The organism is Vreelandella sp. 2A-K22 (assembly GCF_054065485.1).
Map to the genome: position 1 here is coordinate 289837 of NZ_JBSUGC010000005.1, position 24474 is coordinate 314310.

Here is a 24474-nt window from a genome sequence, read left to right on the forward strand (position 1 = left end):
AAGCGAATACTGACGAGGAAACAGGCATGGAGCGTGTCAAGCTGGACTTTCCCGCTGAGGCGGTCATACATCGTCACCCCTTGACCGTGAGGGTAACCGATATGAACTACGGCCGTCACTTGGGGCATGATGCGCTGGTATCACTGCTCCACGAGGCGCGCATTCAAGCCTTTGCTGCCCTGGATCTGCCTGAGTGGGATATGCATGGATACCCTTCGGTGGTCGCTGATCTCGCCGTTCAGTATCAAAGTGAAGCGCGCTGGCCCGATGGCCTAACGATTGCCACCGCTGTACCCGAGCCCCAAGGCAAAGCGTTGACGATCTATCAGCGCATCTACCAGGCAGATTCTCAGCAGGTAGTCGCTACCGCACGGATCAATCAGCTACTGATTGATCGTGCTACTGGGCGTCCTGTCGAAGTACCCGAGCAGGTTAAACAAGCGCTTTCCCACGCGAGGTATGGCTGATGTCTCGGGAGTATCCGATTATCGCGGTAACCGGTTCCTCAGGGGCGGGTACCACCACCGTGAAGCGCAGCTTTGAGCGCATGTTTCTGCGCGAAGATGTGCATGCAGCAATGGTCGATGGCGATGCCTTTCACCGCTATACCCGTGATGACCTGCACCGCATCTTCCGAGAAGAGCCAGAACGCAAAGACGAACTTTCGCATTTTGCCGTAGAGGCGAATTTGCTGGATCGTCTGGAAGGGTTGTTTAGTGAGTATGGCGAACACGGTTCGGGTACTTTTCGGCACTATATCCATGCTGAAGATAAGCAGAAAATTGAAGCAGGCTGCCGGGTAGGTACTTTCACCGAGTGGCAGTCGCTGCCCTGTGGTACCGACCTGCTGTTTTATGAAGGCTTGCACGGTGGGCTGGTCACTGAGGAGTATGACATTGCCCGCCATGTAGATCTGTTGGTTGGTGTGGCGCCAACCATGAATCTTGAGTGGATTCAAAAGATCGACCGTGATACCAAGCTGCGGGGCTACTCACAAGAAGCGGTCATTGACACTATCCTGGGTCGGATGGATGACTATGTGCGCTACATCCAACCGCAGTTTTCGCGTACTCACATCAATTTTCAACGTGTGCCCACCGTCGATACCTCTAACCCCTTTGAAGTGCAGGATATTCCCACCGACGCTGAGTCGTTCGTGGTCATCCGTTTTCGTGATCCCTCCACCGTTGATTTCCCTTGGCTGCTGGCGATGATTAAGGACTCGTTTATGACCCGTCCGCACACGTTGGTGGTGCCGGGGGCGCGGATGTCGCTGGCGATGGAGTTGATTCTTGCCCCCTTGGTTAGGCATCTTCTTTCCCAGAGACGCTTTCGTTAAAAGGTAGCGGGCTTGAAGCTACCTCTCACCGGTGCAATTCATCGGTGCAATCATCAGACTGGCAGAGATAATTCGACACTTAAGTGGCAAGTAGTTAATAAAGGAGAGCTGTATGGATTGTCTGTTTTGTAAAATCATTAACCGTGAAATTCCCGCTGATATCGTTTATGAAGATGACCACGTGTTGGCATTCAATGATATTGGCCCCCAGGCGCCTACTCATCAGCTAATCATTCCTAAAAAGCATATCGCCACGCTCAATGATATCGATGAGGCTGATATTGCCACAGTAGGGCGGCTTCAGTTTACCGCCGCCAAGCTTGCCCGCGAGCAGGGGTTTGCTGAAGATGGCTACCGCGTGGTGATGAACTGCAACGAAATGGGCGGACAAACGGTCTACCATATTCATATGCATCTACTCGGTGGGCGTGCATTCACATGGCCTGCCGGTTGAGTTCGGCAGATCGCTATCGCAAGTCAACGGAGTGTTGCCATGGATCGTCAACAGAGTCGTTCAGATCGCCTGATACATCAGTTCGATACCGTTTTACGAACGCTTATGCCACACGCTGCTTCACCACAGCGCACCAGCCCCGCTGAAGGTGTGGCTGAGGGAACGTTCGACGATCAAGAGCGCCGCCATGCAGCAGGTTTGATGCGTATCAACCATACTGGTGAGGTGTGTGTTCAAGCGCTGTATCAGGGGCAGGGCGTGACCGCTAAACTTCCTCATGTGCGTCACCAGATGGAGCAGTCGGCGCTAGAGGAGATCGATCATCTTGCCTGGTGTGATGAGCGTCTAGAGCAGTTGCAGAGCCGAACAAGCTGCTTAAACCCGTTGTTTTATGCCGCTTCCTTTGGCATTGGCGTGGCCACTGGGGCGGTCAGTGATCGTATTAGTTTGGGATTGGTCGCCGCGACCGAAGAGCAGGTAGGTAAGCATCTTGATTCACACCAACAGTCGCTACCCCGTGGCGACAACCGCTCCCGCGCCATACTGCGCCAGATGGCAGTTGATGAAGCTCACCATGCTCAGCTTGCCTTAGAAGCGGGGGGCGTTCGCTTTCCGGCACCGGTGAAGTGGGGCATACGGCTGGCCTCTAAGGTAATGACTAAAAGCGCCTATCATCTCTGAGACATATTCACGCTGCATAATGGGTTAAGTGGCGGTGTAGGGAAGTCGTTACCAAGGAGAGGAGCAAGAAGATGCTAGGCAATGCAGTGCTGTTTTTAATTATTGCGATCATCGCTGGGGCGGTCGGTTTTTCTGGCATTGCCGGGGCGGCGTCCACCATTGCGCAAATTTTGTTTGTGCTGTTTCTTATTTTGTTTCTTGTGTCATTTTTTACCGGCCGCAGACGTTAGGGCTTTGCGCTAGCGTCAGTGCAAACACAAACTAAAAGGCCCCGCTCTGCGGGGCCTTTTGCTGTCAGCATTGACTGCCAGCGTGATGCTAATGATTAAGCATCAATACGCTTATACTTCATGCGCTTAGGCGTATCGTTTCCGACCCGCTTTCTATGATCCTCTTCGTACTCCGCGTAGTTGCCTTCAAATAAGACCACTTCAGAGTCACCTTCAAAGGCCATAATGTGCGTGGCGATACGGTCAAGGAACCAACGATCGTGAGAGATCACCATCGCGCAGCCCGGGAAGGCTAGAAGCGCGTCCTCCAGTGCCCGCAGGGTTTCAATATCCAGGTCGTTGGAGGGCTCATCGAGCAGCAGCACGTTAGCGCCTTGCTTGAGCGTTTGGGCAAGCTGTAAGCGACCGCGCTCACCACCGGAAAGCTCCGACAAACGCTTCTGCTGGTCGTTACCCTTAAAGTTGAAGCGACCCACATAGGCACGCGAGGAGACTTCGTAGCCGTTAATATTAAGGATATCCTGACCATCCGAAACGGCTTCCCACACGCTCTGCTTGTCATCTAAGCCGTCGCGTAGCTGTTCGACGTAAGCGATATCGACCGTTTCACCCACCAGGACTTCGCCTTCGTCCGGCTGCTCTTTACCGGTAATCAGTTTAAAGAGCGTCGATTTACCCGCACCGTTACCACCGACGATACCAACGATCGCACCCTGGGGAATGGTGAAGGAGAGGTTCTGGTAGAGCAGCTTGTCATCGAAGCGTTTAGCCACATCACGAAACTCAATGACGTTATCGCCCAGGCGCGGGCCAGGCGGAATATAAATTTCATTGGTTTCATTGCGCTTTTGGAAGTCGCCAGACTGCATCTCTTCAAAGCGGTTGAGGCGTGCTTTGCTTTTTGCCTGGCGGCCTTTGGCGTTACTGCGCACCCACTCAAGCTCTTGCTTGATGGCTTTCTGACGCGAGGCTTCCTGCTTGGCTTCCTGGTTCAAACGCTGATCTTTCTGCTCCAGCCACTGGGAGTAGTTACCCTCGAAGGGTATGCCTTGGCCACGATCAAGCTCCAAAATCCAACCCGCCACGTTGTCCAGGAAGTAGCGGTCGTGGGTGATCGCCACTACTGTACCGTTATAGTCGTGAAGGAAGCGTTCAAGCCAAGCCACCGATTCTGCATCCAGGTGGTTGGTAGGCTCGTCAAGCAGCAGCATATCGGGGCTGGAGAGCAGTAAGCGGCAGAGTGCTACACGACGGCGCTCACCACCTGAGAGGTTGCCCACTTTGGCATCCCAGGGGGGGAGTCGCAGTGCTTCGGCAGCAACGTCAAGTTTGCGTTCCAGGTTATGCGCATCAGCAGCTTCGATAATATTTTCAAGCCGGGCCTGCTCGCTGGCTAGCGCATCAAAGTCGGCGTCGGGCTCTGCGTAGGCCGCATACACCCCATCCAACTTCTCCTGGGCATCTTTGATCGCCCCCAGTGCTTCTTCGACGGTGTCGCGGACGTTTTTCTCGTCATCTAGCTGCGGCTCCTGTGGAAGGTAGCCAACATTGATGCCAGGCATCGGACGAGCTTCACCTTCAAACTCTTTATCGACACCGGCCATAATGCGCAGCAGTGTGGATTTTCCCGAACCGTTAAGCCCCAGAACGCCGATTTTGGCGCCAGGGAAAAACGAGAGCGAAATATCCTTGAGAATTTGCTTTTTGGGCGGCACTACTTTGCCAACCCGGTTCATGGTGAAAACGTATTGCGCCATGGAGATCCGTTAAGTTGTTGAAAAGAAGAAAGCGACAGCAGCAGGCTGCTGGCTCTTATTGCTGGCTGAAGCGTGATGATAGTGGTCTGCACCAGGAAAGGCTAGGCTACTTGAGGTGTTGGCTAGCCAGGCCCGCTCATTTGCTGAGAAGGCCAAGCTGCTCAAGGATTACTCTTCTTCGTCCCAGTCATCTTCGATGGCGCGCTGAAGTCGTCGCTCTTCCAACCACGCCTCGACTTGGCGCCGCGCGCGTAAGCTGTCAGCTTTGCTCGGTTTGCTTCTGTTGTAGTGGTCGTCATTGACGGCGTCTAAGCTTTCGAACTCATCTGAGTCGAGTGTTTCGTTGCCTAAAGTTTCATGACTTAGGGTCTCACGACTTAGGGGATCACGGCTCATGTGATGTCCTCCAACCCAGCCGGCGTGCCGGCGTAACAACGGCTTCACGCGAGTACATGTGCAGTTTATTAAACACATGCCAACTGCAAAGTGAAGCGCCTAGCGCAATTCAAGCGCCTTGCCGCTATATAACGCCAGTTGGGATGAAGTTCAAGCTTTATAGTTTTTTTTAGTGAGAAAGTTAATGATTAGCTGTTTTCTCGCTGCTTTTGTAACTCCGCTAGCGCAAGCTGTGTTTCTACACGCTCCGTTACATCTTTTTGCACGCCAATGTAATACATCAGCTTGTCTGCTTCGTCATAGACCGGCGTAATGGAAAGTTCATTCCAAAACATGGTGCCGTCTTTGCGATAATTACGCAGTACTTCTCGAGAAGGTCGGCCCTCGTTTAGCGCATCTCGAATGGCGACAAGCGCGTCCTGGTCGCGGTCTTCGTTCTGTAAAAAGCGGCAATCGCGATACAGAATTTCATCCGCGCTGTAGCCCGTCAAGCGCTCAAAGCCTTTGTTGACGTAGATGAGGATATTTTCATCCCCTTCCTGTTCGGCAACGACAATGCCGTCTTCCGATGCGTCAACAATACGTTCGAGCAATTCTGGACTGATCAATGGAGATCGTTTCATCAAGGGGTTCCTGTTGCAGCTCCAATCCTTTCCGTCGTTCACAGTCGCTTTCGCCATGAGCTAACGGAATTTCCAATCACTTATTATAGGCAGCATAGCAAAGGCGCCACTACATCACTGCTATTCGGCCCTATCATGGCGAGCGTTGTCACGCATTGCAATCGCGAACGCTACGCTAATGTAGGTAGAGCTCTCGATAGTACGCTTGAATACACGTGGTTACCGGTGGCGCGTCACTCGACTTCAGGTAATTGATGGGTGCTAAGTATGGCCCCCACGGCGGTAGCCGCTAGCATGAGGAGTAATGTGCCGCTACCAAACCACTGGGCAAAAGCGCCAATAAGGCCACCTACAATCAACATTAATACGCCGGTTAAGGTATTCGAGAGCGCCACGTAAAGCGCACGATTATCTTGGCTGGCCATATCGACGAGGTAGGTTTTACGCCCTAAGCGTACGCCGTGGTGAACAATCACGAGTAGTGCATAAACTGCCGCATAGGGCCATATGCTGTGTGTCCACTCGCCGGGTAACCAAGCTAAACTAGCGCCCATTATGCAGCAAATGGCGGTACCGATCGCCGCATCGCGCATCACGCCACGGCTCGACTGATCCGCCCGTTTCCCCCATACCGGGCTAGCTACCATCGCGGCCAGCCCCGACATCACAATCAGTATGCCCAGGCCTCCCAGGTCGGTGCCGCTTTGGTTTTGCCCTAGCAGGGCGATGTAGGGTAGGGCGAGTGCACTTGAGAGCAGCAGCGCCCTGGCAAGGTTGAAGTGTAAAAAAGTACGGTCATCTTTTAACAGCGACAGTCCCTGTTTAATACTGTCCCAGCCGTTTTCGCCGCCTTCTACTGCCCCAGGGGCTTCTTTGATGCGTGCGGCGGCGATGGCATTGATTAGCCACCCGCAGGCAGCTATGGCCAGCAGTATCGCCACCACTAAATGGCCGGGTCGGCTCTCAAATAACATTAGCAGTGTCCCAGCGACCAGCGTTGCACCACCAGCAATGCTGCCGCTCCAGCCCATTAGCGTACCGCGGCGGCGCTTGGCAATGGTTTTGCCCAGCACATCTTTTGTGGCAATTGAGGATAAGCCACGTGCCAGTGAGAGCAGAACTAATGCTGTGAGCACTAACGCTCCGCCCAAGGTGCCGGTGGCGAACAACGCCAGTACGGCAAGCGTTAAGGCAGCGAAGGCTTGGGTCAGCGCGCCGACCACCCACACCCATTTGCGCTTAGGTTTTAAGCGAATAAACCCCGCTACGAAGATTTGCGGCAGCAGGGCACCCGATTCTCGGATGGGGACCAGCAGACCTACCATCCAGATGGGAGCGCCAATAATGCCCATCAGCCAGGGTAAGACTAAACGCGCGCTCGACAGCTCGTCAGCCAGTTTATTGCCCAAAGAGGCCCATATATGTAGAAAAAAATTACGCGGTTGTTCGTCGCAGGCGCTTTCAGGTATGTCGTCGCACATGCGGCTGTCGTCATCGCCCGTTAGCCACTCATACAGGCGAGTTTGTGAAACGTTATGTTCGGCCATTGGGACTCCTTCTTAATCGACCTATCTCAAGCCATCTCAAAATGACAGAATATCCTTTTAGAATGCCACATTAACTTGCCTGGGAGATCAGGGATGTCACGTATTCAAATCCGTTATTGCACGCAATGCCAATGGCTGCTGCGCAGTGGTTGGTATGCACAGGAATTGCTCTCAACCTTTGGTGAAGGTTTAAGCGAGGTCTCATTAGCCCCTTCCCATGGGGGTACGTTCGAGATCTGGTGTGATGATCTGCTGTTATGGGAGCGCAAGCGCGATGGCGGTTTCCCAGATATCAAGCTTCTTAAACAGCGTGTACGCGACCAGTTGGAGCCGGGTCGAGATTTAGGGCATATCGACCGATGAATCAGGATAGGCAAGCAATCCTGTTTGGCTTAGGGGCCGTCGCATTATGGTCGACGGTGGCAACGGCCTTCAAAGTGGCACTCGCTTGGATGAGCCCTCTAGAGCTGATGTGGCTCGCAGCGCTTGTTTCTTGGGCACTGATGGGGGCGCTGGTCATCAAGCAGGGAAATATCGCCACAGCGTTGCGCACCGGTTGGAAGACAGCAGCGTGGGCAGGGCTTATGAACCCAGTGGCTTATTATTTGGTGCTCTTCGCCGCCTATGACCGTCTCCCAGGGCAAGAGGCGATGGCACTAAATTACACCTGGGCCTTAGCGATGGCGTTTTTGGCCGTGCCTTTGCTCGGGCAGCGCTTAACGCGTATGGATATTGTTGCTGGGCTGGTCGCCTACGCAGGCGTATGGGTGATAGCAACACGAGGCGCGGTTTTAAATGTCTCTTTTGCCGACCCGTTAGGGGTCGTGCTGGCACTCGCTTCGACTCTTCTTTGGGCGCTGTATTGGCTGCTTAATGCGCGGGATAGCCGACCACCCCTTGTTGGCCAGTGGCAAAACTTTAGCGTTGGCCTACCTGTGTTGACCCTATTGCTATTACTGGGCCCCGGTTACCAGTGGCACGGTTGGCCTGCCTTTGGTGCTGGTGTGTATGTGGGGCTATTTGAAATGGGGGTGGCCTTCATTCTGTGGCAGTTGGCAGTGCATAAAGTGTCGCGCACGGCCAAAGTCTCCAACCTGATTTTTCTCTCACCTCCTGTATCACTGCTGTTACTTTTCCTGGTAGTGGGAGAGCCTATTTTGCCTTCAACGTTGATTGGGCTAGTGCTGATACTGCTGGGGCTCGGGCTGCAACAAGCACAGAAAAACGAATAATTCTGAATATTTTTTTGTGTTTTAATGGTGTTCTTATTGTAATTTTTTGTGACATTTGGTTTTATAGCCTCAGGATGAGTAGGAAATTAACTAAATTAGGCTAAGCTCAGCTAATTAAGTTTTATCTACCATGTGTTTACTTCAAAAATTGGGCGCTCGTAGGGACACAGGCTCACTTCGGGATGAGACTTCGCGAGCTTACGCTTGAAGCAATAGTGCAGCATGGCTCAATGGGTCACACGAATAATGAGCTGCGTGCAATGAGTGCCACATCATAGGGAACGCTGACGATGAAAAAAAATGCCGTATCGAGACTAAAAAAAACCTTCTGTCACCATGTTTTTAAGCCGCTGACAATGACCACGTTAGCGTGTGTCCCGCTTACGGCATTAGCGCAGTCGCTACCCGCTAGCCTCTACGCGCCAGGTGCCACTGATCTTCCCAGTACTATTCAACAAACGATCATTACTAATCCCGATGTAAACGCTGCATGGGCGAACTTTAGCGCTTCTGGGAGCGATGTCAGAGTCGCAAAGGGTAATTATTTGCCTTCGATTGATATCTCTGCGGGCGTGGGTCGGCAAGACCAGCAAAATGATGGGCGCGGAAGCTATAGCAGTGACTTTGCTGAGCTCACGCTCACCCAAATGGTGTTTGATGGGTTTGCCACCCGTAGCGAAGTAGAGCGTTTGGATCGCACTCGGCTGATTGCCTATTTTGAGCTGCTGGGTGCAAGTGAAGAGGTGACGCTTGAAGCTTTTCGCACCTACCTTGATGTGCTTCGCTACCGCGAGATGGTGCGTTTAGCTCAAGATAATTACCGCGAACACCAACGTGTGTTCTCGCAAATTGAAGAGCGTGCGCTTTCCGGGGCGGGCCGTGGCGTTGACCTAGAGCAAATTAGCGGCCGTTTGGCGTTAGCCGAATCCAACTTGATGACCGAGGCGTCGAACCTGCACGATGTAACGGCTCGCTATCAGCGTATCGTAGGCGAACTTCCTCCTCAGAATATGTCGCCTGCACCTAGCTTGGCCGATGAACTACCCGCTGGTGTCAACCAAGCGATCGAAATGGCATTTGAGGGGAACCCTGAGTTCCATGCCGCGATTGAGAATATTGCTGTGCAACGTGCGGAACAAGAGGCTGCGAAGGCCGCCTTTATGCCCCGCCTGGATATACAGGGACGTACGGGCACCAATAATCAAGACGACTCGATAGCTGGGCGCAGTGATGAGCACAGTATTCAACTGGTCGCCAGCATGAACCTCTATCGCGGTGGTTCTGATAGTGCAGCTTTTGATGCGGCGGCCACGCGTATTGAACAAGCCGTCAATCAGCGCGAAACGGCCTGTACAAACGTACGTCAAACCACGCAAATTGCTTATAACGATACCCAGCGTTTGGGTGAGCAATTGAGCTATCTGAATGATCATCGCCAATCGATCAACCGGGTTCGTGGGGCTTACCAGCAGCAGTTTGATATTGGTCAACGTACTTTGTTGGACGTGCTTGATAGTGAAAACGAGTACTTCGAAGCCAGCCGAGCCTACGCGAATGCAGAGTTTGACTTAACTTTGGCTCAAGCGCGTACGCTAGCAGCAATGGGGCAACTTATGCACACCCTTGAAGTGGTGCGTGACGATATCCCCACTCTTGACGAATTGGGGTACGACGACGCCACACTTAGCGCTGAGATGGCCTGTGGAACGGAAGGGCCTCGTGGCTTTAATTTAGAAGACTTTACGCGCGGTATTTCTTCGTTACCCGCTCACGCTGATACGCTAGCGTCGTCTTACGCCGCCAATGAGCAGCCAGTCATGATTTCCCAGTACCTGCAATTGGGCCACGAGGATGTGCTGGTCACTAACGGCTAACGTGTTCGAATAGTTTGCTGTGCAGAAACAGAGTTATTCGTCGTTTGGCGGCGAAGGGTTAGCGGCTTTCGCTAATCATAGGGGAAATAGATGCCTAAATAGGCATTAGGGGAATGAGGTCTCTGTGACACAAACCAAGCTGGAAAGGCCGGCCGCTGCAAATGCTAGCGAGCAGCCAGTAGGCGATGAGTTACTCGAATGTTTGAAAGCGGTTGCCTCATTTCATCAGCATGAGGTGTCATCAGAGGCCCTTAGAGCTGGCTTGCCCTTGGAGCAGGGCAAGCTAACGCCTTCCGTATTTGGTAGGGCTGCCTCCCGTGCTGGACTGACGGCGCGAATTGTTAAAAGCAAGCTGTCGGCGCTTAACCCAGCGCTCTTCCCCGCTATTCTATTGTTGGAACCAGGTAGGGCGTGCGTGCTGTTGGGAATTGATCTCAAACAGCAAAAAGCGAACGTCATTTTTCCTGAACTATCTGAATCAAACGTTGAACTGCCCCTAGACGAACTCTATGCGGGCTATAGCGGTGAAGCTATATACGTTCGTCCTAAGTTTCTAGTGGATAACGCGTCTGAACCAGGCGTCAAGAAGCGCCGCGACCAGCACTGGTTTTGGGGCGTCATTCGCGAAAATAGATCTCTCTACCGCGATATCGTGTTGGGGTCGGTGGCGATCAATGTGTTCGCCATCGCCATGCCGCTGTTCGTGCTTAACGTCTATGACCGAGTAGTGCCCAATCAGGCAACGGAAACGCTATGGGTGCTGGCAATAGGCATCTTTATAGTGCTGTGCTTTGATTTGGTACTCAGGCTAATGCGCAGCAGCTTTGTCGACTTAGCCGCTAGCCGTGCGGATGTGAAGCTCTCTTCCTCAATCATGGCTAAAGCATTGGGCCTTCGTTTAGAAGAGCGCCCCGCATCAACCGGCTCGTTCACTTCGACGCTCCAGTCTTTTGAGTCGGTACGCGCGTTTATTGGTTCTGCGACCATTCTGGGGATTGTCGATCTTCCGTTCGTACTGATGTTTGCGGCGATTATCGCGCTGATTAATCCCTGGCTAGTGCTGCCGGTATTGGTGGGCATCGTATTTGTGCTGCTCTACGCGCTGGCTGCTCAGGGTAAGCTTCATGAACTTTCTCAAACTACCTGGGAAGTCGGCGCACAGCGCAACTCACTGTTGGTAGAGTCTATTTCCCAATTAGAAAATGTTAAGGCCCTGCGGGCTGAAAGCCGTATCCAGCGCCACTGGGAAAAATCATCGGCCTTCCTTTCCCGTACTGGCGCGCAGCTTAAGATGGTGAGCACCTCAGTCTCCAGCGTGGCCCAGTGGGCGCAGCACAGTGTGGCGGTGTGCGTCATTATCGTCGGTGTATATCAAATCATCGAAGGTAACCTCACCCAGGGTGGGTTGATTGCCGCTTATATGCTCTCTTCCCGGGCGATGGCACCTATAAGTCAGGCTGCAGCGCTGCTGGCGCAATATCATCAATCCTCCACGGCGCTTGAGTCACTCAATGCGGTAATGGATAAGAAGGTTGAGCGCCATGAAGGCAAGGCTTATGTAGAAAAGCCCAGCTTCGCCGGCAATATACGCCTTGAGAAAGTCACTCTTCGTTACCCCAATGAAGAGCGCGAGGCGCTGAAGGATGTATCGATAACTGTCAAAGCCGGTGAGAAAGTTGCGCTACTTGGCCGCATTGGTTGCGGCAAATCTTCATTAAACAAGCTAGTGCTAGGGTTTTATCAGCCAACCTCGGGGGCCGTGCTGGTTGATAACGTGGATATTCGCCAGTTAGACCCACTGCAGCTGCGCCGTCATATTGGCTATGTTCCTCAAGACGTTAGCCTGTTTTCAGGATCTCTGCGGGACAATATTGTGGCGGGTGGCGGTAGCGACCGCGTTGAGGATGAGGCATTGCTTAGAGCGATTGACTTGGCCGGCCTAGAGTCACTCGTCAACAACCATCCACATGGCGTGGATTTGCAAGTAGGTGAACGCGGCCAAGCACTTTCCGGCGGGCAAAAACAGTCTGTCGCCATTGCCCGTGCGCTAGTGCAGGATCCGCCTATTTTGCTGTTAGATGAACCGACAAGCTCTATGGATAATGCTAGCGAAGAAGCGTTTAAAGCCAACCTTAAAAACGTCGCTGCTGGCAAAACCATCCTAGTGGTCACGCACCGTACCTCGCTCCTCTCATTGGTCGACCGAATTATTGTCATGGATGCCGGCAAGGTCGTGGCGGATGGCCCGCGGGATACAGTGGTAGAGGCATTGCGTAAAGGCCAGATCGGGAGGGCATCGTAATGGCGCGTAAACCCTCTTCCACGACCGAGCAAAAAGGTTTTGACGCCATTGGCCGTTTTTCAGAAAAAGGCCAAAAACCATTTCGCCCTTTTATGGATCGGTTGTTTGCCAAGCGTGTGACCTCTGCCCACCTAAACCGCGATTGGGCAAGCGATACCGACTGGGCGCGTATGCAGCAAGAGCCCATTCGTGCACGGTTATTCCTCTATACCGTCCTGCTCACTGTGGTTGCGTTGTTAGTGTGGGCGTATTTTGCTTCTATCGATGAAGTAACCCGTGGGGCAGGGCGAGTGATCCCTGCAAGCCAACTACAGCGTATCCAGTCTTTTGATGGTGGCGTTGTTGAACAGATCTTTATTCGCGAAGGGCAGATCGTCGAGGCAGGTCAAGTGCTGATGCAGATCGACCCTACGCGCTTTGTTTCTGATTTTCGAGAAAACCGTGCCCAGCGTTATGCGCTTCAGGCGCGTGCTGAAAGGCTACGTGCGCTAGCAACGGGCACTGCGTTTGAGCCTTCCGAAGAGCTCCGTCAAGAAGTGCCTGACATTGTGATGCAAGAGCGCGAGGTTTATGAAAGCCGTCGTGAAGAGTTGCGCGAACAAGAAAATGTGCTTAATGACCGCATTCGTCAGCGTCAGGAAGAGCTGCGAGAGGCGCAAGCTCGCCGTGATACAGCCCAGCGTGAAGTCAATATGGCCAGTCAAGAGCTTAACTTGACTCGCCCGCTGTTGGCTTCGGGGGCTGTGTCTGAGGTAGAAGTGCTGCGCTTAGAGAGAGATGTATCTAGTGCCACAGGGGAGCGTAACCAAGCGGATGCCGCTGTTTCACGTTTAGAGGCCGGGGTGGAAGAAGCAGAAGGGCAACTGCTGGAGCTGGGTGCCGAACGCCGGAGTGAGTGGCGGAATGATCTGGCTCAAACGTTGGGCGACCTAAATGCATTGCAACAATCGGGAACTGGTTTGCAGGATAGGGTACGACTGACCGAAATTCGCTCGCCGGTTGATGGTATTGTTCAGCGCATACATATCAACACCATAGGTGGTGTTGCTCAGCCAGGGGAAGAGGTTGTTGAAATCGTGCCTACTGACGACCAACTGCTGGTTGAGGCGCGCATCGCCCCGCAAGATATCGCCTTTTTGCATCCTGGGCAGCCTGCGACTATCAAACTGACGGCCTATGACTATGCCATTTATGGTGGCTTACAGGCCGAGCTTGAGCGTATTAGCGCCGATACCATTACTGATGATGACGGTAATACCTTCTATCAAGTGCGGGTGCGCAGTTTAGAAAACGAAAATGTCGCCGATAAACTACAAGTAATTCCCGGCATGACGGCGCAAGTGGACATAGTAACGGGCAAGCGCACAGTGATGCAGTTTATGCTGAAACCTGTCTTAAGAGCGTGGCGTGATTCCATGGGGGAACGCTGATGAAGCATTGGTTCATTACGACGGATGGAAACTTAAAAGCGCGTTGGAAAAAAGCGTTTCCCGAGATGGTAGCCTCCAAACCAGATGTGTTTATTAATAAAACACAGCCTAATGATGTGGTTTGGCTGTCTACGACTGTTGAAGGGTGGTCAGAGCTTATCGGTACCGTAACTGCCAAGGGAGCTGTTGTCGTTGTACTAAGTTACTCGCCGGATGACCGTGAGGCGTTAAGGTCACTGGATCTGGGAGCGCGGGGATATGTTCATACGCTTGCTGCGCCCGAGGTACTTAAGCAAGTGGCGTTGGTGGTCACTAACCAAGGCGTGTGGGTTGGTCAAGAGTTGCTTGCTAAAGTGCTTGGAGGCTCTTTTAAAGCGTTGCAGCAAAGGGCTGAAGATGGCAGTTCTTTCAATACAGAGCAGCTTGGAGATTTAACCGACCGTGAACGGGGCGTTGCACTTGCTGTGGTGCGCGGTGCTACAAATAAGGAAGTCGCGCGTCAGTTAGAGATTACGGAGCGTACAGTAAAAGCGCATCTTAGCGCTATTTTCAAAAAGCTGGCTGTTCGAGACCGCTTACAGCTTATTTTGAAGCTAGCACCGGTAGTGGAACGCATTCCAGAACGCTTTTAATGTTTATAACTTAGCGCGAGCAGCGCCTCTATATGTTGCAGCGCTTATTCAATACATTTCTGTCCCTCACATTAGCCTCTATTATTGAGCAACTTAATGCCGGGTATTAAAGATTCTTCACTGTATTGCTCGCTTCCATTAAGTAAGTCGAGTGCTGAACACTCCTCCCGAGCGGCGGAAATTTCGCATGTGTTGGATAGCATGGGCGACACCGTGATGCCTATGTGGTTGGACAGACACACAGAGTTTGCGGAATTTTCGCAGGTAATGTTGATTTCAGTAAGCGATGGCTATGAGCGTGCACAAGTCACGTCTGTGCAACTTGATTTGAGCAGCTTGCAGGCAGGCAACTGGGCAGCGTTATTACCCACTTTGAAGCAAGCAGTGACAAGACTGGAGCGAAAGTTCTCCCATCCTTTGGTGTGGTGTCGGTTGGAATGGCCTTTTGCCGTACGAGAGTGGCAGTGGCAGGCGCTAAAACAGGAGATGAAGCGCTATAAGCGCAGCTATTTTCGCAGCGGCCTAGCCTTTGTTGGTAAGAGGCTCCCGCGACTTTTGTTGACTGAGATGGAGCTAAACGCCAATGCCTGTTTGTACGCAGGAGGGCATGTTGAGCATGCTGAAGTCAACCAACATCACCTTGAGCGCTACATGAAAGCGCGTCACGGCTCAAGCCAGATGCCGGACTTTGCCGACAACATGACGGTGTGGAGTTTTTCCACTACCGGCATATTTGTGGATGTTAGCGGTGAGACAACAAGTGTGCATGCACTGGAAACCCGACCAAGGCGCTGGAGTAGGCGGGAGATGCCACCGCTGACAGTGGCTTCCACAGGGGAACTGATAGCCCGCTCGACCCGCTTTTTAGGCAAACAGGTTGGCCAGGATGGTCGATACGTATATGGCTATTTTCCTTGTTTTGATCGCCTCATTAATACTTACAATGTATTACGTCACGCCAGCAGTACTTATGCTTTGTTGGAGGGGTATGAGGCTTGCTCTGATCAACTGCTTTTAAGTGATGAGCAGCTTGGGCTGGTACGCCAACAGATATCTTGGGCGCTTTCGGGCTTATGTTCCGAGTTTGTCGTTCATCGCCAAGGGGCGGCCTATGTGGTGGATAGGGGCGATATCATCAAGTTGGGAGCCAATGCGGTCGCCATTCTTGCGTTGGTGAAGTATCACCAAGTCATGGGAGATGATCGTTATGCTGATTTGGTGGATGCACTGGCGCTAGGGATTTCAAGAATGCAGGAAGCCGACGGTAGCTTTGTGCACGTACTCAATGCTGCGGATTTATCGGTTAAGGAAAAGACCCGGATAATTTATTACGATGGTGAAGCCGCTTTTGCTCTGATGCGACTTTACGATCATACCCGCAATAGTCGTTGGCTGGACTGCGTTGTCAAAGCGTTTGACTACTTTATCGCTAACGGGCACGAAAAGGCGCATGACCATTGGCTTGCTTATTGCGCAAATGAATTGGTGGCGCATTGTCCAGAGCGACAATATTTTGCGTTTGCGGTGCGCAACATAGAAGGTTATGTCGATTTTATTCGCGAGCGGGTGACCACTTTTCCAACACTGCTTGAGCTGTCAATGGCGTTTCACAAGACGCTGCTCAAGCTGGAGACACGCCCTGATTTAATCGATGTGCTGAACGGTTTTGATATCAATGCGTTTTATCGGGCACTGCACGCCAGAGCGAACTATCTTCTGAATGGTTTTTTCTGGCCGGAAGTAGCGATGTACTTTAAGTCACCCGCTACTATCCTGGATGGTTTTTTTATTCGCCATCACGGTTTTCGCGTAAGGATTGACGATGTAGAGCACTACCTTTCAGGGCTGGTGGCCTATCAGCAACTGCTGTGTAAGGGAAAATATGCCAGTATCAAGCCACCGTTAGAAAATAAGCTTGATGCAGAGGCTATGGCCTCGGCAACGGGGGGAGAATGGATAACATCTCCTCCTGATAAATGGTTGGCAAGTGGAGTATGCTGCTGGCCGAAATCCTTTCAACCTGGGCAGGTGGTTGTCGCTCGGGGCAAGGAGATGAGCAAAGGTTTTTTGCCATTCGCGGCGGTGAAATCACTGGTCACTAAAGGTGCTTCCTCAGTGCTTTGTGATGATGGCGAGGCATATCGTGATATCGGTGTGCCCGTGTTACAGGTAGACGATATTCGCGCAGCAACACTGGCCATAGGGCAGTGGCAACGGCGCTGCTACGCAGGTCGTGTCGTTGGTATTACCGGAAGCGCAGGCAAAACAACGGCAGTGGCGATGCTAGCCCATGTGCTGAGCTACAACAGTTCAGTAGGGCAAACGCAAGGCAGTGCCAACCTGCCGGTTGGTATTGCCTGGAACATCGCTTCAATGCCTCCAGAGGCGCCATACTGGGTTGTTGAAATGGCCATCGGCTCCATGGCCCACAATACGGATATTGCTCGCCCTGATATTGCCATTGTTACGAATATCGCTGCGTCGCACCTGGAGTATCACCACTCGTTGGACGAAATTGCCCGTAAGAAAGCGCTTATTTTTCAGGGTATGCCAGCCAATGGGGTCGCAATTCTCTATCGTGATATGCCGCAGTATGCTTATCTTGCTGAGCAGGCAAGGAGCTACCACCTAAAAGTAGTCAGCTTTGGCGAGCATGCTGACGCTGACATACGCATGCTTGAGTTTTCAGGCAATAGCGGGCGCATTACGTTCGATGGCGCTTCGTATGAACTATGCATGAGCGCCGCTGGGCGCCATATGCTGCTTAACGCTATGGCCGTGCTGGCAGTGGCCAGGCACGATAACCTTCCTTTAGACACCGTTATGGCTCGCCTAGCCTCTTTTCAGGCTGTGGCAGGGAGGGGGGAGGTGCGGGCCATTGATTACCACGGAGTGGCGATCACTGTGTACGATGAAGCTTATAATGCCAATCCGTTATCGATGCGTATGGCACTGGAAGCTTTCTCCGCACTACCTGTCGATGCGGATCACAAGCTATTGATTATTGGCGATATGCTGGAGCTTGGCTCAGAATCAGAGGTGCTGCACCTGGAGCTTGTTCCCATACTTAACGCGTTATCGGCCAGGCAAATACTGCTGTGCGGTCAACATTGCCAAGCGTTAGCGCCACTACTGGGAGGGGAGGCCGCCGGAGTGTTTCATTTCTCGGATGTCAAAGCACTTGAAGCAGCATTGCCTAACCACATGATGTCGCAAGATAGCGTACTTGTTAAGGCATCCCATGGTATTGGGTTACACGCGCTTTTTTCACACCTGACCCGTGGATAAATACTTATCGTCAAGCCGACGCTGGTGGGGCTCTCTGCTATTGCTTTGTGCGATAGGCAAGCTAATGCCTGCTGTTGCTCAGCCGCAGCATGAAGCCGGTGAATGCTACTACCTGCAGCGTGATGGATCGCTCGAGGAGTTGGCAAATGAGCCGAATCCTGCGAAGGGTTTTGATGACATTCACTTCTTTGTCGAGAGCCCTGACCAGAGTGCGGCGCTAAACGCAACGCAACTTGAAGACTTGGAGCTTCAGTTGGCGGCTGCCGATGCGCTTTATCGCGACGTTCTGGGGCTCACACCACCTTTGCTCATGCCACGCTATCAGCGTGCGCACTTCATTATGGTGGTTTTACGTACTGATCAAACACGTAGCGGGCAGGCTTATGACGAAGTTGTACACAGCGCTGCCTCGCCAGATTGTCATATTCGCATGGCTCTGGGTGGGCATGTGAATGCAGCACGGAGCTTAACGCCTGCACATGAACTGTTTCATCTATACCAAAACGCACACATGATGTTCAAGCAAGGTTGGGTGCATGAAGGGTTGGCTCGCTGGTCGGAATCGCTGTTGAGAGGGGATGTACAACAGGGGGATTCCCTGCCCGCTAATATCGAGGCGCTTGAGAGGGTGATGCAAGAGAGCTACGGCGCAGCGCCATTTTGGCAGCGGTTGTTTTACCTGCTTGACCCCCAAGGGGATATATCCATTCCTGATGCGCTTCGAGATATACGCTATCACGATGGCAGCCAAGTAGTGGCGATGACCGAGCTTTATGGGAGCGCCTTTCTGCCGCTGCTATTCTCTTCACTAAACGAGGCTGGGAAGGCCCTTGCGACCCAAGAACAATGGCCAGTGTACAGCTGGGCAGAGGCACAGCAGCGCAGTCTGCGCCACAATGAGGCCATCCTATCTGCAGTGCATCATGCAGTTTCAACGTATATGTCGGTAGCAGATCAGCCGGAAGAGTTACGTGTATTCATGCAACTTATTGAGCCAATGACTGATTGATGAGCAATCTGGTGACTGAGACGAATGAGATCCATGGCGATCAGGTTCGTGACTTAATGATGGCGCTGGCTCGCGAGGTGCTGTGGCCATTTCGCTGGCGCGTGGCCACTATCCTGTTGATGCAGATCGCAACTCAAGTAATGCTGTTGGCAAGCTTGGTACTCCCCTGGCAACTGCTCCAAATGTTGATAACTGGCCGTAGCCGCATCGACGGATGGGTTTTCTGGACGGATGCCAACAGTGAAAAAATAGCGGTTCTGATCGCATTGGCAGTACTCTGTTTTTGCGCCTATGCCTTGCTTAAATGGCTAGTTAAAAAAGCCATTGCCAGCCTTTCAGCTTCAATACTGCAGCACTTGAATAAAACTCGGCTAGTTGCCAACCATCGATTACTTGGTAAACGTGTACTGGGTGTTGTGTTAGGCGCCTTATCATCAGCAGTGATTGCCATACTGTTCTGTCTGATGATCGCTCTTCTACATCCTCTTCTAGCACTATTGGCTGTTTTATGTGTGCTTGGGTTGGTGATGGTGGTGGGCTTTTACTACCGCTTTGAAAGGGTGCAAAAAATCCAGGATACGCTTCAAGGCAATGTTCTCACAGTGATCAATATCAGTTTTGTACTGGGTTTTCTGATCATTGTGCTGGATTATCTTAATGGCACTATGCGGCCACTGTTGACGCTATTCATACTGCTGCTGGGGGTACGCCAATTAATGGCGGCGAGTGTCAATGGGCTAGTAAGCTTTTTGAGCATCATCAAGCGTTTTCAGCAGATTAACATGTTGCTTTTGCCGCGCTCTCAACAGATATCTCTCTTTTCAACCACGGATTTTGTTCAACGTTTTGAACAAAGGACTCTCAAACAGTGGCTGTTGCCGTGGTTGGTTGAGCGTAAGCACTGCAATAGCGACATTGATGTTTTACAGTGCCGCCTGATTCATGGGCGATCTATAGCACAGGTATTGATTCGTGATACTGATGCCAGCGATGTCCCACGTTATATATTGCTCAAGTGTTATGTCTCAGCGCGAGAAAATGAAGCTCTGCATGAAACCGCGCTGCTGAACGAAGTAAATGGCCATTACCATGGTGTCATTCCCGCTGTGCCTATCTTGCTGGAGAGTGGTAGGTTGCCGTGGTGCTCTTTTGTATTGTTGGAGATAGGTGGCCAATTTCCTCAGTGGAAAAACTCAGAAGAACGAAAACCCTGGATGAGTGAGCTGCGTCAATGTCTGCTTCATGTCCCTTTGCCTAACCGGCTTATCGCGCAATACACAGCAACTTTTGCCTCTTTACCCGAGCGTATGAAGAAAATAGACGCTTCGCATTTTGCGTATTTGACGCAAGAGGATAAAGAAAGCTTTCAAATTGATCATTTTATGCGGTTATGGCCACTTATGGTGGCTGAGGTGGAAAGGATTCCCAAGAGCCTGACGGTGCAAAATCCGAGTAGTGCACGCATGGCGAATATAGATGGTCATATGCTTCTGATGGACTGGTTTGGTTGGGTATACGACACGGTTGGGGCTTTCTGGCCATTATCTGCAAAACTGCATGCCGAAGTGCTTGAAGTGATTGGCAACCAGTGGGAGGGTTCAAATACTCAGCCACGCTGGTTTGAATTTGATACCCCGGCCACTGCTGCGAACTACGTTGCATTGGCTGCACGCGCGCACGAATTTTGTCAGCGTTGTCATGCTAATAACGATTCTGGTGCACTCAATATGATGGCTGGTCTTATTAAAGCTTATGAGGCAGTCAATCATAGCCATTCTTTCTCTACCCTGCGGCGTGATATTGCCAGCTTGCACCATAGTGTAAATTAGGAGAAAGGGTAGCTACTGTTCATCAGCTCCTGTATCAGTTTCTTTGATCAGCTAGCGTTAGCGATTTCTGTTCTTTTGTTCGGTGAATTGGCTGTAAGTGCCCCCTGACACGACAGTCGCGAACCTCACCAACACACTCTTCCTATTATTTTGCCCGTATTGTCCACCGGTACAATATGCAACTGTCTTAATCAAGACTAGCCTTGTTCCAAAATGCCGCTAATAGCTATTTTTCACAGGGCTTGGCAAAGCGGCGACCTCTTTAATTAAACGGTGGGTGGAGAACAGCGCATGGCAACGGCGACGGTTACAGCGATTTCAGGTCAGGCATGGGCACGTGACGAAGACGGCAACTTGCGCGAACTGCGCATTGGCGACGTTCTTCAGGAGGGCGAAACGCTCATCACATCTGAGGATGGTCGTGTGGAGCTAGACTTTGCCGACGGAACAGGCGCTAACGTTGTCGAGGGTGGCCAAGAAGTTGCTGTTACGCCCGAGCTTGATGTTGACGCAATTGTAGCCACAGATGCCAGCGCCCAAGACGACGATCTTGAAGCGCTACTTGCCGCTCTTGACGACGAAGAAGGAGATCTCCTCGATCTTCTTGACGCGACTGCTGCCGGTGGTGGCGCCGGCGGCGGTGGTGGCGGTAGCGATTTCGTTCGCGTTGCACGTATTGCTGAAGAAACCGACCCATTAAGTTTCGAGGCTGCTGAAGGCGGTTTAGACTCCGCTGAGCTTGTTGAATTTGATGATGTTGCGTTGGCTGCCGACGCGGATGCGGATGCGGATGCGGATGCAGATGCAGATGCGGACGCAGATGCTGATGCCGACGCGGATGCGGATGCTGACTCCGATGCTGACGCCGATGCGGATGCGGATGCAGATGCAGATGCAGATGCAGATGCTGACGCGGATGCAGATGCAGATGCAGACGCGGATGCCGATGCTGATGCCGATGCTGATGCCGATGCCGATGCGGACGCTGATGCTGATGCAGACGCCGACGCTGATGCCGATGCCGATGCGGATGCTGACGCCGATGCGGACGCTGATGCGGATGCGGATGCGGATGCGGATGCAGACGCCGATGCCGATGCGGATGCGGATGCGGATGCAGACGCTGATGCCGATGCGGATGCGGACGCTGATGCGGATGCCGACGCAGACGCTGATGCGGATGCTGACTCCGACGCTGATGCCGATGCGGACGCCGATGCGGACGCTGATGCAGACGCCGATGCAGATGCAGATGCCGATGCAGATGCAGATGCAGATGCAGACGCGGATGCAGATGCAGATGCAGATGCTGACGCCGATGCTGACGCTGATGCAGATGCCGACGCTGATGCAGACGCGGATGCGGATGCTGACGCAGATGCAGATGCAGATGCAGATGCTGACGCTGATGCAGATGCCGACGCTGACGCGGATGCCGATGCGGACGCTGATGCAGACGCCGATGCAGACGCAGACGCTGATGCCGACGCCGACGCCGACGCCGACGCCGACGCTGATGCAGATGCCGACGCTGATGCAGACGCGGATGCTGACGCTGACGCGGATGCCGACGCAGATGCCGATGCGGACGCTGATGCGGATGCGGATGCAGACGCTGATGCCGACGCTGATGCCGACGCCGACGCCGATGCGGACGCTGATGCGGATGCAGACGCCGATGCCGATGCCGATGCGGATGCGGATGCGGATGCGGATGCAGACGCCGATGCAGACGCAGATGCCGATGCTGATGCAGATGCAGATGCAGACGCGGATGCAGATGCTGACGCCGATGCTGACGCTGATGCAGATGCCGACGCTGATGCAGACGCGGATGCGGATGCGGATGCTGACGCAGATGCAGATGCAGATGCAGATGCTGACGCTGATGCAGATGCCGACGCTGACGCGGATGCCGATGCTGATGCCGATGCGGACGCTGATGCAGACGCAGACGCTGATGCCGACGCCGACGCCGACGCCGACGCCGACGCCGACGCTGATGCAGATGCAGATGCCGACGCTGATGCAGACGCGGATGCTGACGCTGACGCGGATGCCGACGCAGATGCCGATGCGGACGCTGATGCGGATGCAGACGCCGATGCAGACGCTGATGCCGACGCCGACGCCGACGCCGACGCCGACGCCGACGCCGACGCTGATGCAGACGCTGATGCAGACGCTGACGCTGATGCGGACGCTGATGCGGATGCAGACGCCGATGCAGACGCTGATGCCGACGCCGACGCTGATGCAGACGCTGATGCAGACGCTGACGCTGATGCAGATGCCGACGCGGATGCAGATGCAGACGCCGACGCTGACGCGGATGCCGACGCAGATGCCGATGCGGACGCTGATGCGGATGCAGACGCCGATGCAGACGCTGATGCCGACGCAGATGCTGACGCTGACGCAGACGCTGATGCCGACGCGGATGCGGATTTAGAAGCCACCATCACCATCGACACCATCGCCGGTGACGACGTGATCAACGCTGCCGAGGCTGAGCAGAACTTCACAGCTGTCAGCGGCACGGTGAGCGGTGACGTGGTAGCGGGTGATCAAGTCACGTTGAGTGTAAATGGCAACAGCTACACCACTAACGTGGTCGACGACGGTGCGGGCAACCTGAGCTACAGCACTACCGTGGCAACCGCCGACCTGATCGCCGACAACAGTGTGGAAGCGAGCGTGACCGCCACAGACGCGGCGGGTAACAGCCAGACCGCGACCGAAACACGTGACATCACGGTTGACACCGAGATCGCCGCGGGCATCACCATCGACACCATTGCCGATGACGATGTGATCAACGCCGAAGAAGCCGCTGAAACCAACACCTCCATCACCGGGACGGTGAGCGGTGACGTAGTAGCGGGTGACCAAGTCACGCTGAGCGTGAACGGCAACAGCTACACCGGCGACGTGGTTGACGATGGCGCAGGCAACCTGGGCTACAGCATCGACGTGCTCACGGCGGATCTGATCGCTGACAACAGTGTGGACGCGAGCGTGACTGCCACCGACGCGGCGGGTAACAGCGAGACCGCCACCGCCACGCGTGACATCACGGCCGACACCGAGATCGCCGCGGGCATCACCATCGACACCATCGCCGGTGACGACGTGATCAACGCCGAAGAAGCCGCTGAAACCAACACCGCCATCACTGGCACGGTGAGCGGTGACGTAGTAGCGGGTGACCAAGTCACGCTGAGCGTGAACGGCAACAGCTACACCGGCGATGTGGTGGACGATGGCGCAGGCAACCTGGGCTACAGCATCGACGTGCTCACGGCCGACCTAATCGCTGACAACAGTGTGGAAGCGAGCGTGACCGCTACCGACGCGGCGGGTAACAGCGAGACCGCCACCGCCACGCGTGATATCACGGCCGACACCGAGATCGCCGCGGGCATCACCATCGACACCATCGCCGGTGACGACATGATCAACGCTGCCGAGGCTGAGCAAAACTTCACAGCTGTCAGCGGCACGGTGAGCGGTGACGTGGTAGCGGGTGATCAAGTCACGTTGAGTGTAAATGGCAACAGCTACACCACCAGCGTGGTCGACGACGGTGCGGGCAACCTGAGCTACAGCACTACCGTGGCAACCGCCGACCTGATCGCCGACAACAGTGTGGAAGCGAGCGTGACCGCCACCGACGCGGCGGGTAACAGCCAGACCGCGACCGAAACACGTGACATCACGGTCAACACCGACGCCTCCGCCACCATCACCATCGACACCATCGCCGGTGACGACGTGATCAACGGCGAAGAAGCCACCCAGACCATCAGCGTCACCGGCAGCGTGGGCGGCGACGCCGGCGAAGGCGACAC

Annotated in this window: 19 protein-coding genes; 15 read left to right on the forward strand and 4 right to left on the reverse strand. The window is 53.5% G+C overall.

The window, feature by feature from the left end:
• Positions 1-26 precede the first annotated feature (26 nt).
• The 5 genes from ACW17M_RS09310 (at position 27) to ACW17M_RS09330 (ending at position 2704) form a co-directional block, all read left to right on the forward strand.
• Entirely contained in the window at positions 27-467 is a 441-nt protein-coding gene (locus tag ACW17M_RS09310) for an acyl-CoA thioesterase (protein WP_457547295.1), read from the forward strand.
• Positions 467-1339, forward strand: a complete 873-nt coding sequence (locus ACW17M_RS09315) for a phosphoribulokinase (RefSeq protein ID WP_009287678.1) — start codon at positions 467-469, stop codon at positions 1337-1339. Before ACW17M_RS09310 ends, ACW17M_RS09315 begins: the two co-directional genes overlap by 1 nt.
• Positions 1340-1451: 112 nt before the next feature.
• The gene (locus ACW17M_RS09320) at positions 1452-1793 is read left to right on the forward strand and encodes a histidine triad nucleotide-binding protein (protein WP_022522743.1); all 342 of its coding nucleotides are present in this window, start codon (positions 1452-1454) and stop codon (positions 1791-1793) included.
• A gap of 39 nt (positions 1794-1832) precedes the next feature.
• The gene (gene coq7, locus ACW17M_RS09325; protein WP_027960152.1) at positions 1833-2474 is read left to right on the forward strand and encodes a 2-polyprenyl-3-methyl-6-methoxy-1,4-benzoquinone monooxygenase; all 642 of its coding nucleotides are present in this window, start codon (positions 1833-1835) and stop codon (positions 2472-2474) included.
• A gap of 71 nt (positions 2475-2545) precedes the next feature.
• The gene (locus tag ACW17M_RS09330; protein ID WP_022522744.1) at positions 2546-2704 is read left to right on the forward strand and encodes a DUF1328 domain-containing protein; all 159 of its coding nucleotides are present in this window, start codon (positions 2546-2548) and stop codon (positions 2702-2704) included.
• 95 nt (positions 2705-2799) lie between these two features.
• On the opposite strand, the gene ettA is transcribed toward ACW17M_RS09330, so the two are convergent.
• From ettA to ACW17M_RS09350, 4 genes are all read right to left on the reverse strand, one after another.
• Positions 2800-4461 (reverse strand): energy-dependent translational throttle protein EttA, encoded by a 1662-nt coding sequence (ettA, locus tag ACW17M_RS09335; protein WP_009287680.1) that lies wholly within the window; start codon positions 4459-4461, stop codon positions 2800-2802.
• A 168-nt stretch (positions 4462-4629) separates the two neighbouring features.
• Positions 4630-4857 carry a PA3496 family putative envelope integrity protein gene (locus ACW17M_RS09340; RefSeq protein ID WP_022522745.1) on the reverse strand — a complete coding sequence of 76 codons (228 nt, stop codon included), beginning with the start codon at positions 4855-4857 and terminating at the stop codon, positions 4630-4632.
• Between the two features lie 188 nt (positions 4858-5045).
• A complete protein-coding gene (locus tag ACW17M_RS09345; protein WP_022522746.1) occupies positions 5046-5480 on the reverse strand; it encodes a PAS domain S-box protein in 435 nt (144 codons plus the stop codon).
• A 233-nt stretch (positions 5481-5713) separates the two neighbouring features.
• Positions 5714-7027, reverse strand: coding sequence for an MFS transporter (locus ACW17M_RS09350; protein ID WP_233974285.1), 1314 nt, complete (start codon positions 7025-7027; stop codon positions 5714-5716).
• A 93-nt stretch (positions 7028-7120) separates the two neighbouring features.
• Here ACW17M_RS09350 and ACW17M_RS09355 point away from each other — a divergent pair, with 93 nt between their 5' ends.
• From ACW17M_RS09355 to ACW17M_RS09400, 10 genes are all read left to right on the forward strand, one after another.
• Positions 7121-7390, forward strand: coding sequence for a SelT/SelW/SelH family protein (locus ACW17M_RS09355; protein ID WP_027960154.1), 270 nt, complete (start codon positions 7121-7123; stop codon positions 7388-7390).
• Positions 7387-8259, forward strand: coding sequence for a DMT family transporter (locus ACW17M_RS09360; RefSeq protein WP_009287682.1), 873 nt, complete (start codon positions 7387-7389; stop codon positions 8257-8259). The genes ACW17M_RS09355 and ACW17M_RS09360 overlap by 4 nt, the downstream gene beginning before the upstream one ends.
• 356 nt (positions 8260-8615) lie before the next feature.
• Positions 8616-10133 carry a TolC family outer membrane protein gene (locus tag ACW17M_RS09365; protein ID WP_223827925.1) on the forward strand — a complete coding sequence of 506 codons (1518 nt, stop codon included), beginning with the start codon at positions 8616-8618 and terminating at the stop codon, positions 10131-10133.
• A gap of 124 nt (positions 10134-10257) precedes the next feature.
• Positions 10258-12435, forward strand: a complete 2178-nt coding sequence (locus ACW17M_RS09370; protein WP_009287684.1) for a type I secretion system permease/ATPase — start codon at positions 10258-10260, stop codon at positions 12433-12435.
• Positions 12435-13865, forward strand: coding sequence for an HlyD family type I secretion periplasmic adaptor subunit (locus ACW17M_RS09375; protein WP_009287685.1), 1431 nt, complete (start codon positions 12435-12437; stop codon positions 13863-13865). The genes ACW17M_RS09370 and ACW17M_RS09375 overlap by 1 nt, the downstream gene beginning before the upstream one ends.
• Entirely contained in the window at positions 13865-14497 is a 633-nt protein-coding gene (locus ACW17M_RS09380) for a LuxR C-terminal-related transcriptional regulator (RefSeq protein WP_457547296.1), read from the forward strand. Before ACW17M_RS09375 ends, ACW17M_RS09380 begins: the two co-directional genes overlap by 1 nt.
• 267 nt (positions 14498-14764) lie before the next feature.
• Positions 14765-17785, forward strand: coding sequence for a Mur ligase family protein (locus tag ACW17M_RS09385; protein ID WP_457547297.1), 3021 nt, complete (start codon positions 14765-14767; stop codon positions 17783-17785).
• Between the two features lie 64 nt (positions 17786-17849).
• Positions 17850-18794 (forward strand): hypothetical protein, encoded by a 945-nt coding sequence (locus ACW17M_RS09390; protein WP_457547298.1) that lies wholly within the window; start codon positions 17850-17852, stop codon positions 18792-18794.
• On the forward strand, positions 18794-20623 hold the full coding sequence (locus tag ACW17M_RS09395) for an ABC transporter ATP-binding protein (protein ID WP_190372947.1): 1830 nt from the start codon (positions 18794-18796) through the stop codon (positions 20621-20623). Before ACW17M_RS09390 ends, ACW17M_RS09395 begins: the two co-directional genes overlap by 1 nt.
• Before the next feature lie 291 nt (positions 20624-20914).
• The coding region (locus ACW17M_RS09400; protein ID WP_457547299.1) for an Ig-like domain-containing protein at positions 20915-24474 on the forward strand (3560 nt) is incomplete at its 3' end.

Coding starts and splice junctions, on each gene's coding strand:
- ACW17M_RS09310 (WP_457547295.1), top strand. CDS start 27: ATGGAGCGTGTCAAGCTGGACTTTCCCGCTGAGGCGGTCATACATCGT.
- ACW17M_RS09315 (WP_009287678.1), top strand. CDS start 467: ATGTCTCGGGAGTATCCGATTATCGCGGTAACCGGTTCCTCAGGGGCG.
- ACW17M_RS09320 (WP_022522743.1), top strand. CDS start 1,452: ATGGATTGTCTGTTTTGTAAAATCATTAACCGTGAAATTCCCGCTGAT.
- coq7 (WP_027960152.1), top strand. CDS start 1,833: ATGGATCGTCAACAGAGTCGTTCAGATCGCCTGATACATCAGTTCGAT.
- ACW17M_RS09330 (WP_022522744.1), top strand. CDS start 2,546: ATGCTAGGCAATGCAGTGCTGTTTTTAATTATTGCGATCATCGCTGGG.
- ettA (WP_009287680.1), bottom strand. CDS start 4,461: ATGGCGCAATACGTTTTCACCATGAACCGGGTTGGCAAAGTAGTGCCG.
- ACW17M_RS09340 (WP_022522745.1), bottom strand. CDS start 4,857: ATGAGCCGTGATCCCCTAAGTCGTGAGACCCTAAGTCATGAAACTTTA.
- ACW17M_RS09345 (WP_022522746.1), bottom strand. CDS start 5,480: ATGAAACGATCTCCATTGATCAGTCCAGAATTGCTCGAACGTATTGTT.
- ACW17M_RS09350 (WP_233974285.1), bottom strand. CDS start 7,027: ATGGCCGAACATAACGTTTCACAAACTCGCCTGTATGAGTGGCTAACG.
- ACW17M_RS09355 (WP_027960154.1), top strand. CDS start 7,121: ATGTCACGTATTCAAATCCGTTATTGCACGCAATGCCAATGGCTGCTG.
- ACW17M_RS09360 (WP_009287682.1), top strand. CDS start 7,387: ATGAATCAGGATAGGCAAGCAATCCTGTTTGGCTTAGGGGCCGTCGCA.
- ACW17M_RS09365 (WP_223827925.1), top strand. CDS start 8,616: ATGACCACGTTAGCGTGTGTCCCGCTTACGGCATTAGCGCAGTCGCTA.
- ACW17M_RS09375 (WP_009287685.1), top strand. CDS start 12,435: ATGGCGCGTAAACCCTCTTCCACGACCGAGCAAAAAGGTTTTGACGCC.
- ACW17M_RS09380 (WP_457547296.1), top strand. CDS start 13,865: ATGAAGCATTGGTTCATTACGACGGATGGAAACTTAAAAGCGCGTTGG.
- ACW17M_RS09385 (WP_457547297.1), top strand. CDS start 14,765: ATGTTGATTTCAGTAAGCGATGGCTATGAGCGTGCACAAGTCACGTCT.
- ACW17M_RS09390 (WP_457547298.1), top strand. CDS start 17,850: ATGCCTGCTGTTGCTCAGCCGCAGCATGAAGCCGGTGAATGCTACTAC.
- ACW17M_RS09395 (WP_190372947.1), top strand. CDS start 18,794: ATGAGCAATCTGGTGACTGAGACGAATGAGATCCATGGCGATCAGGTT.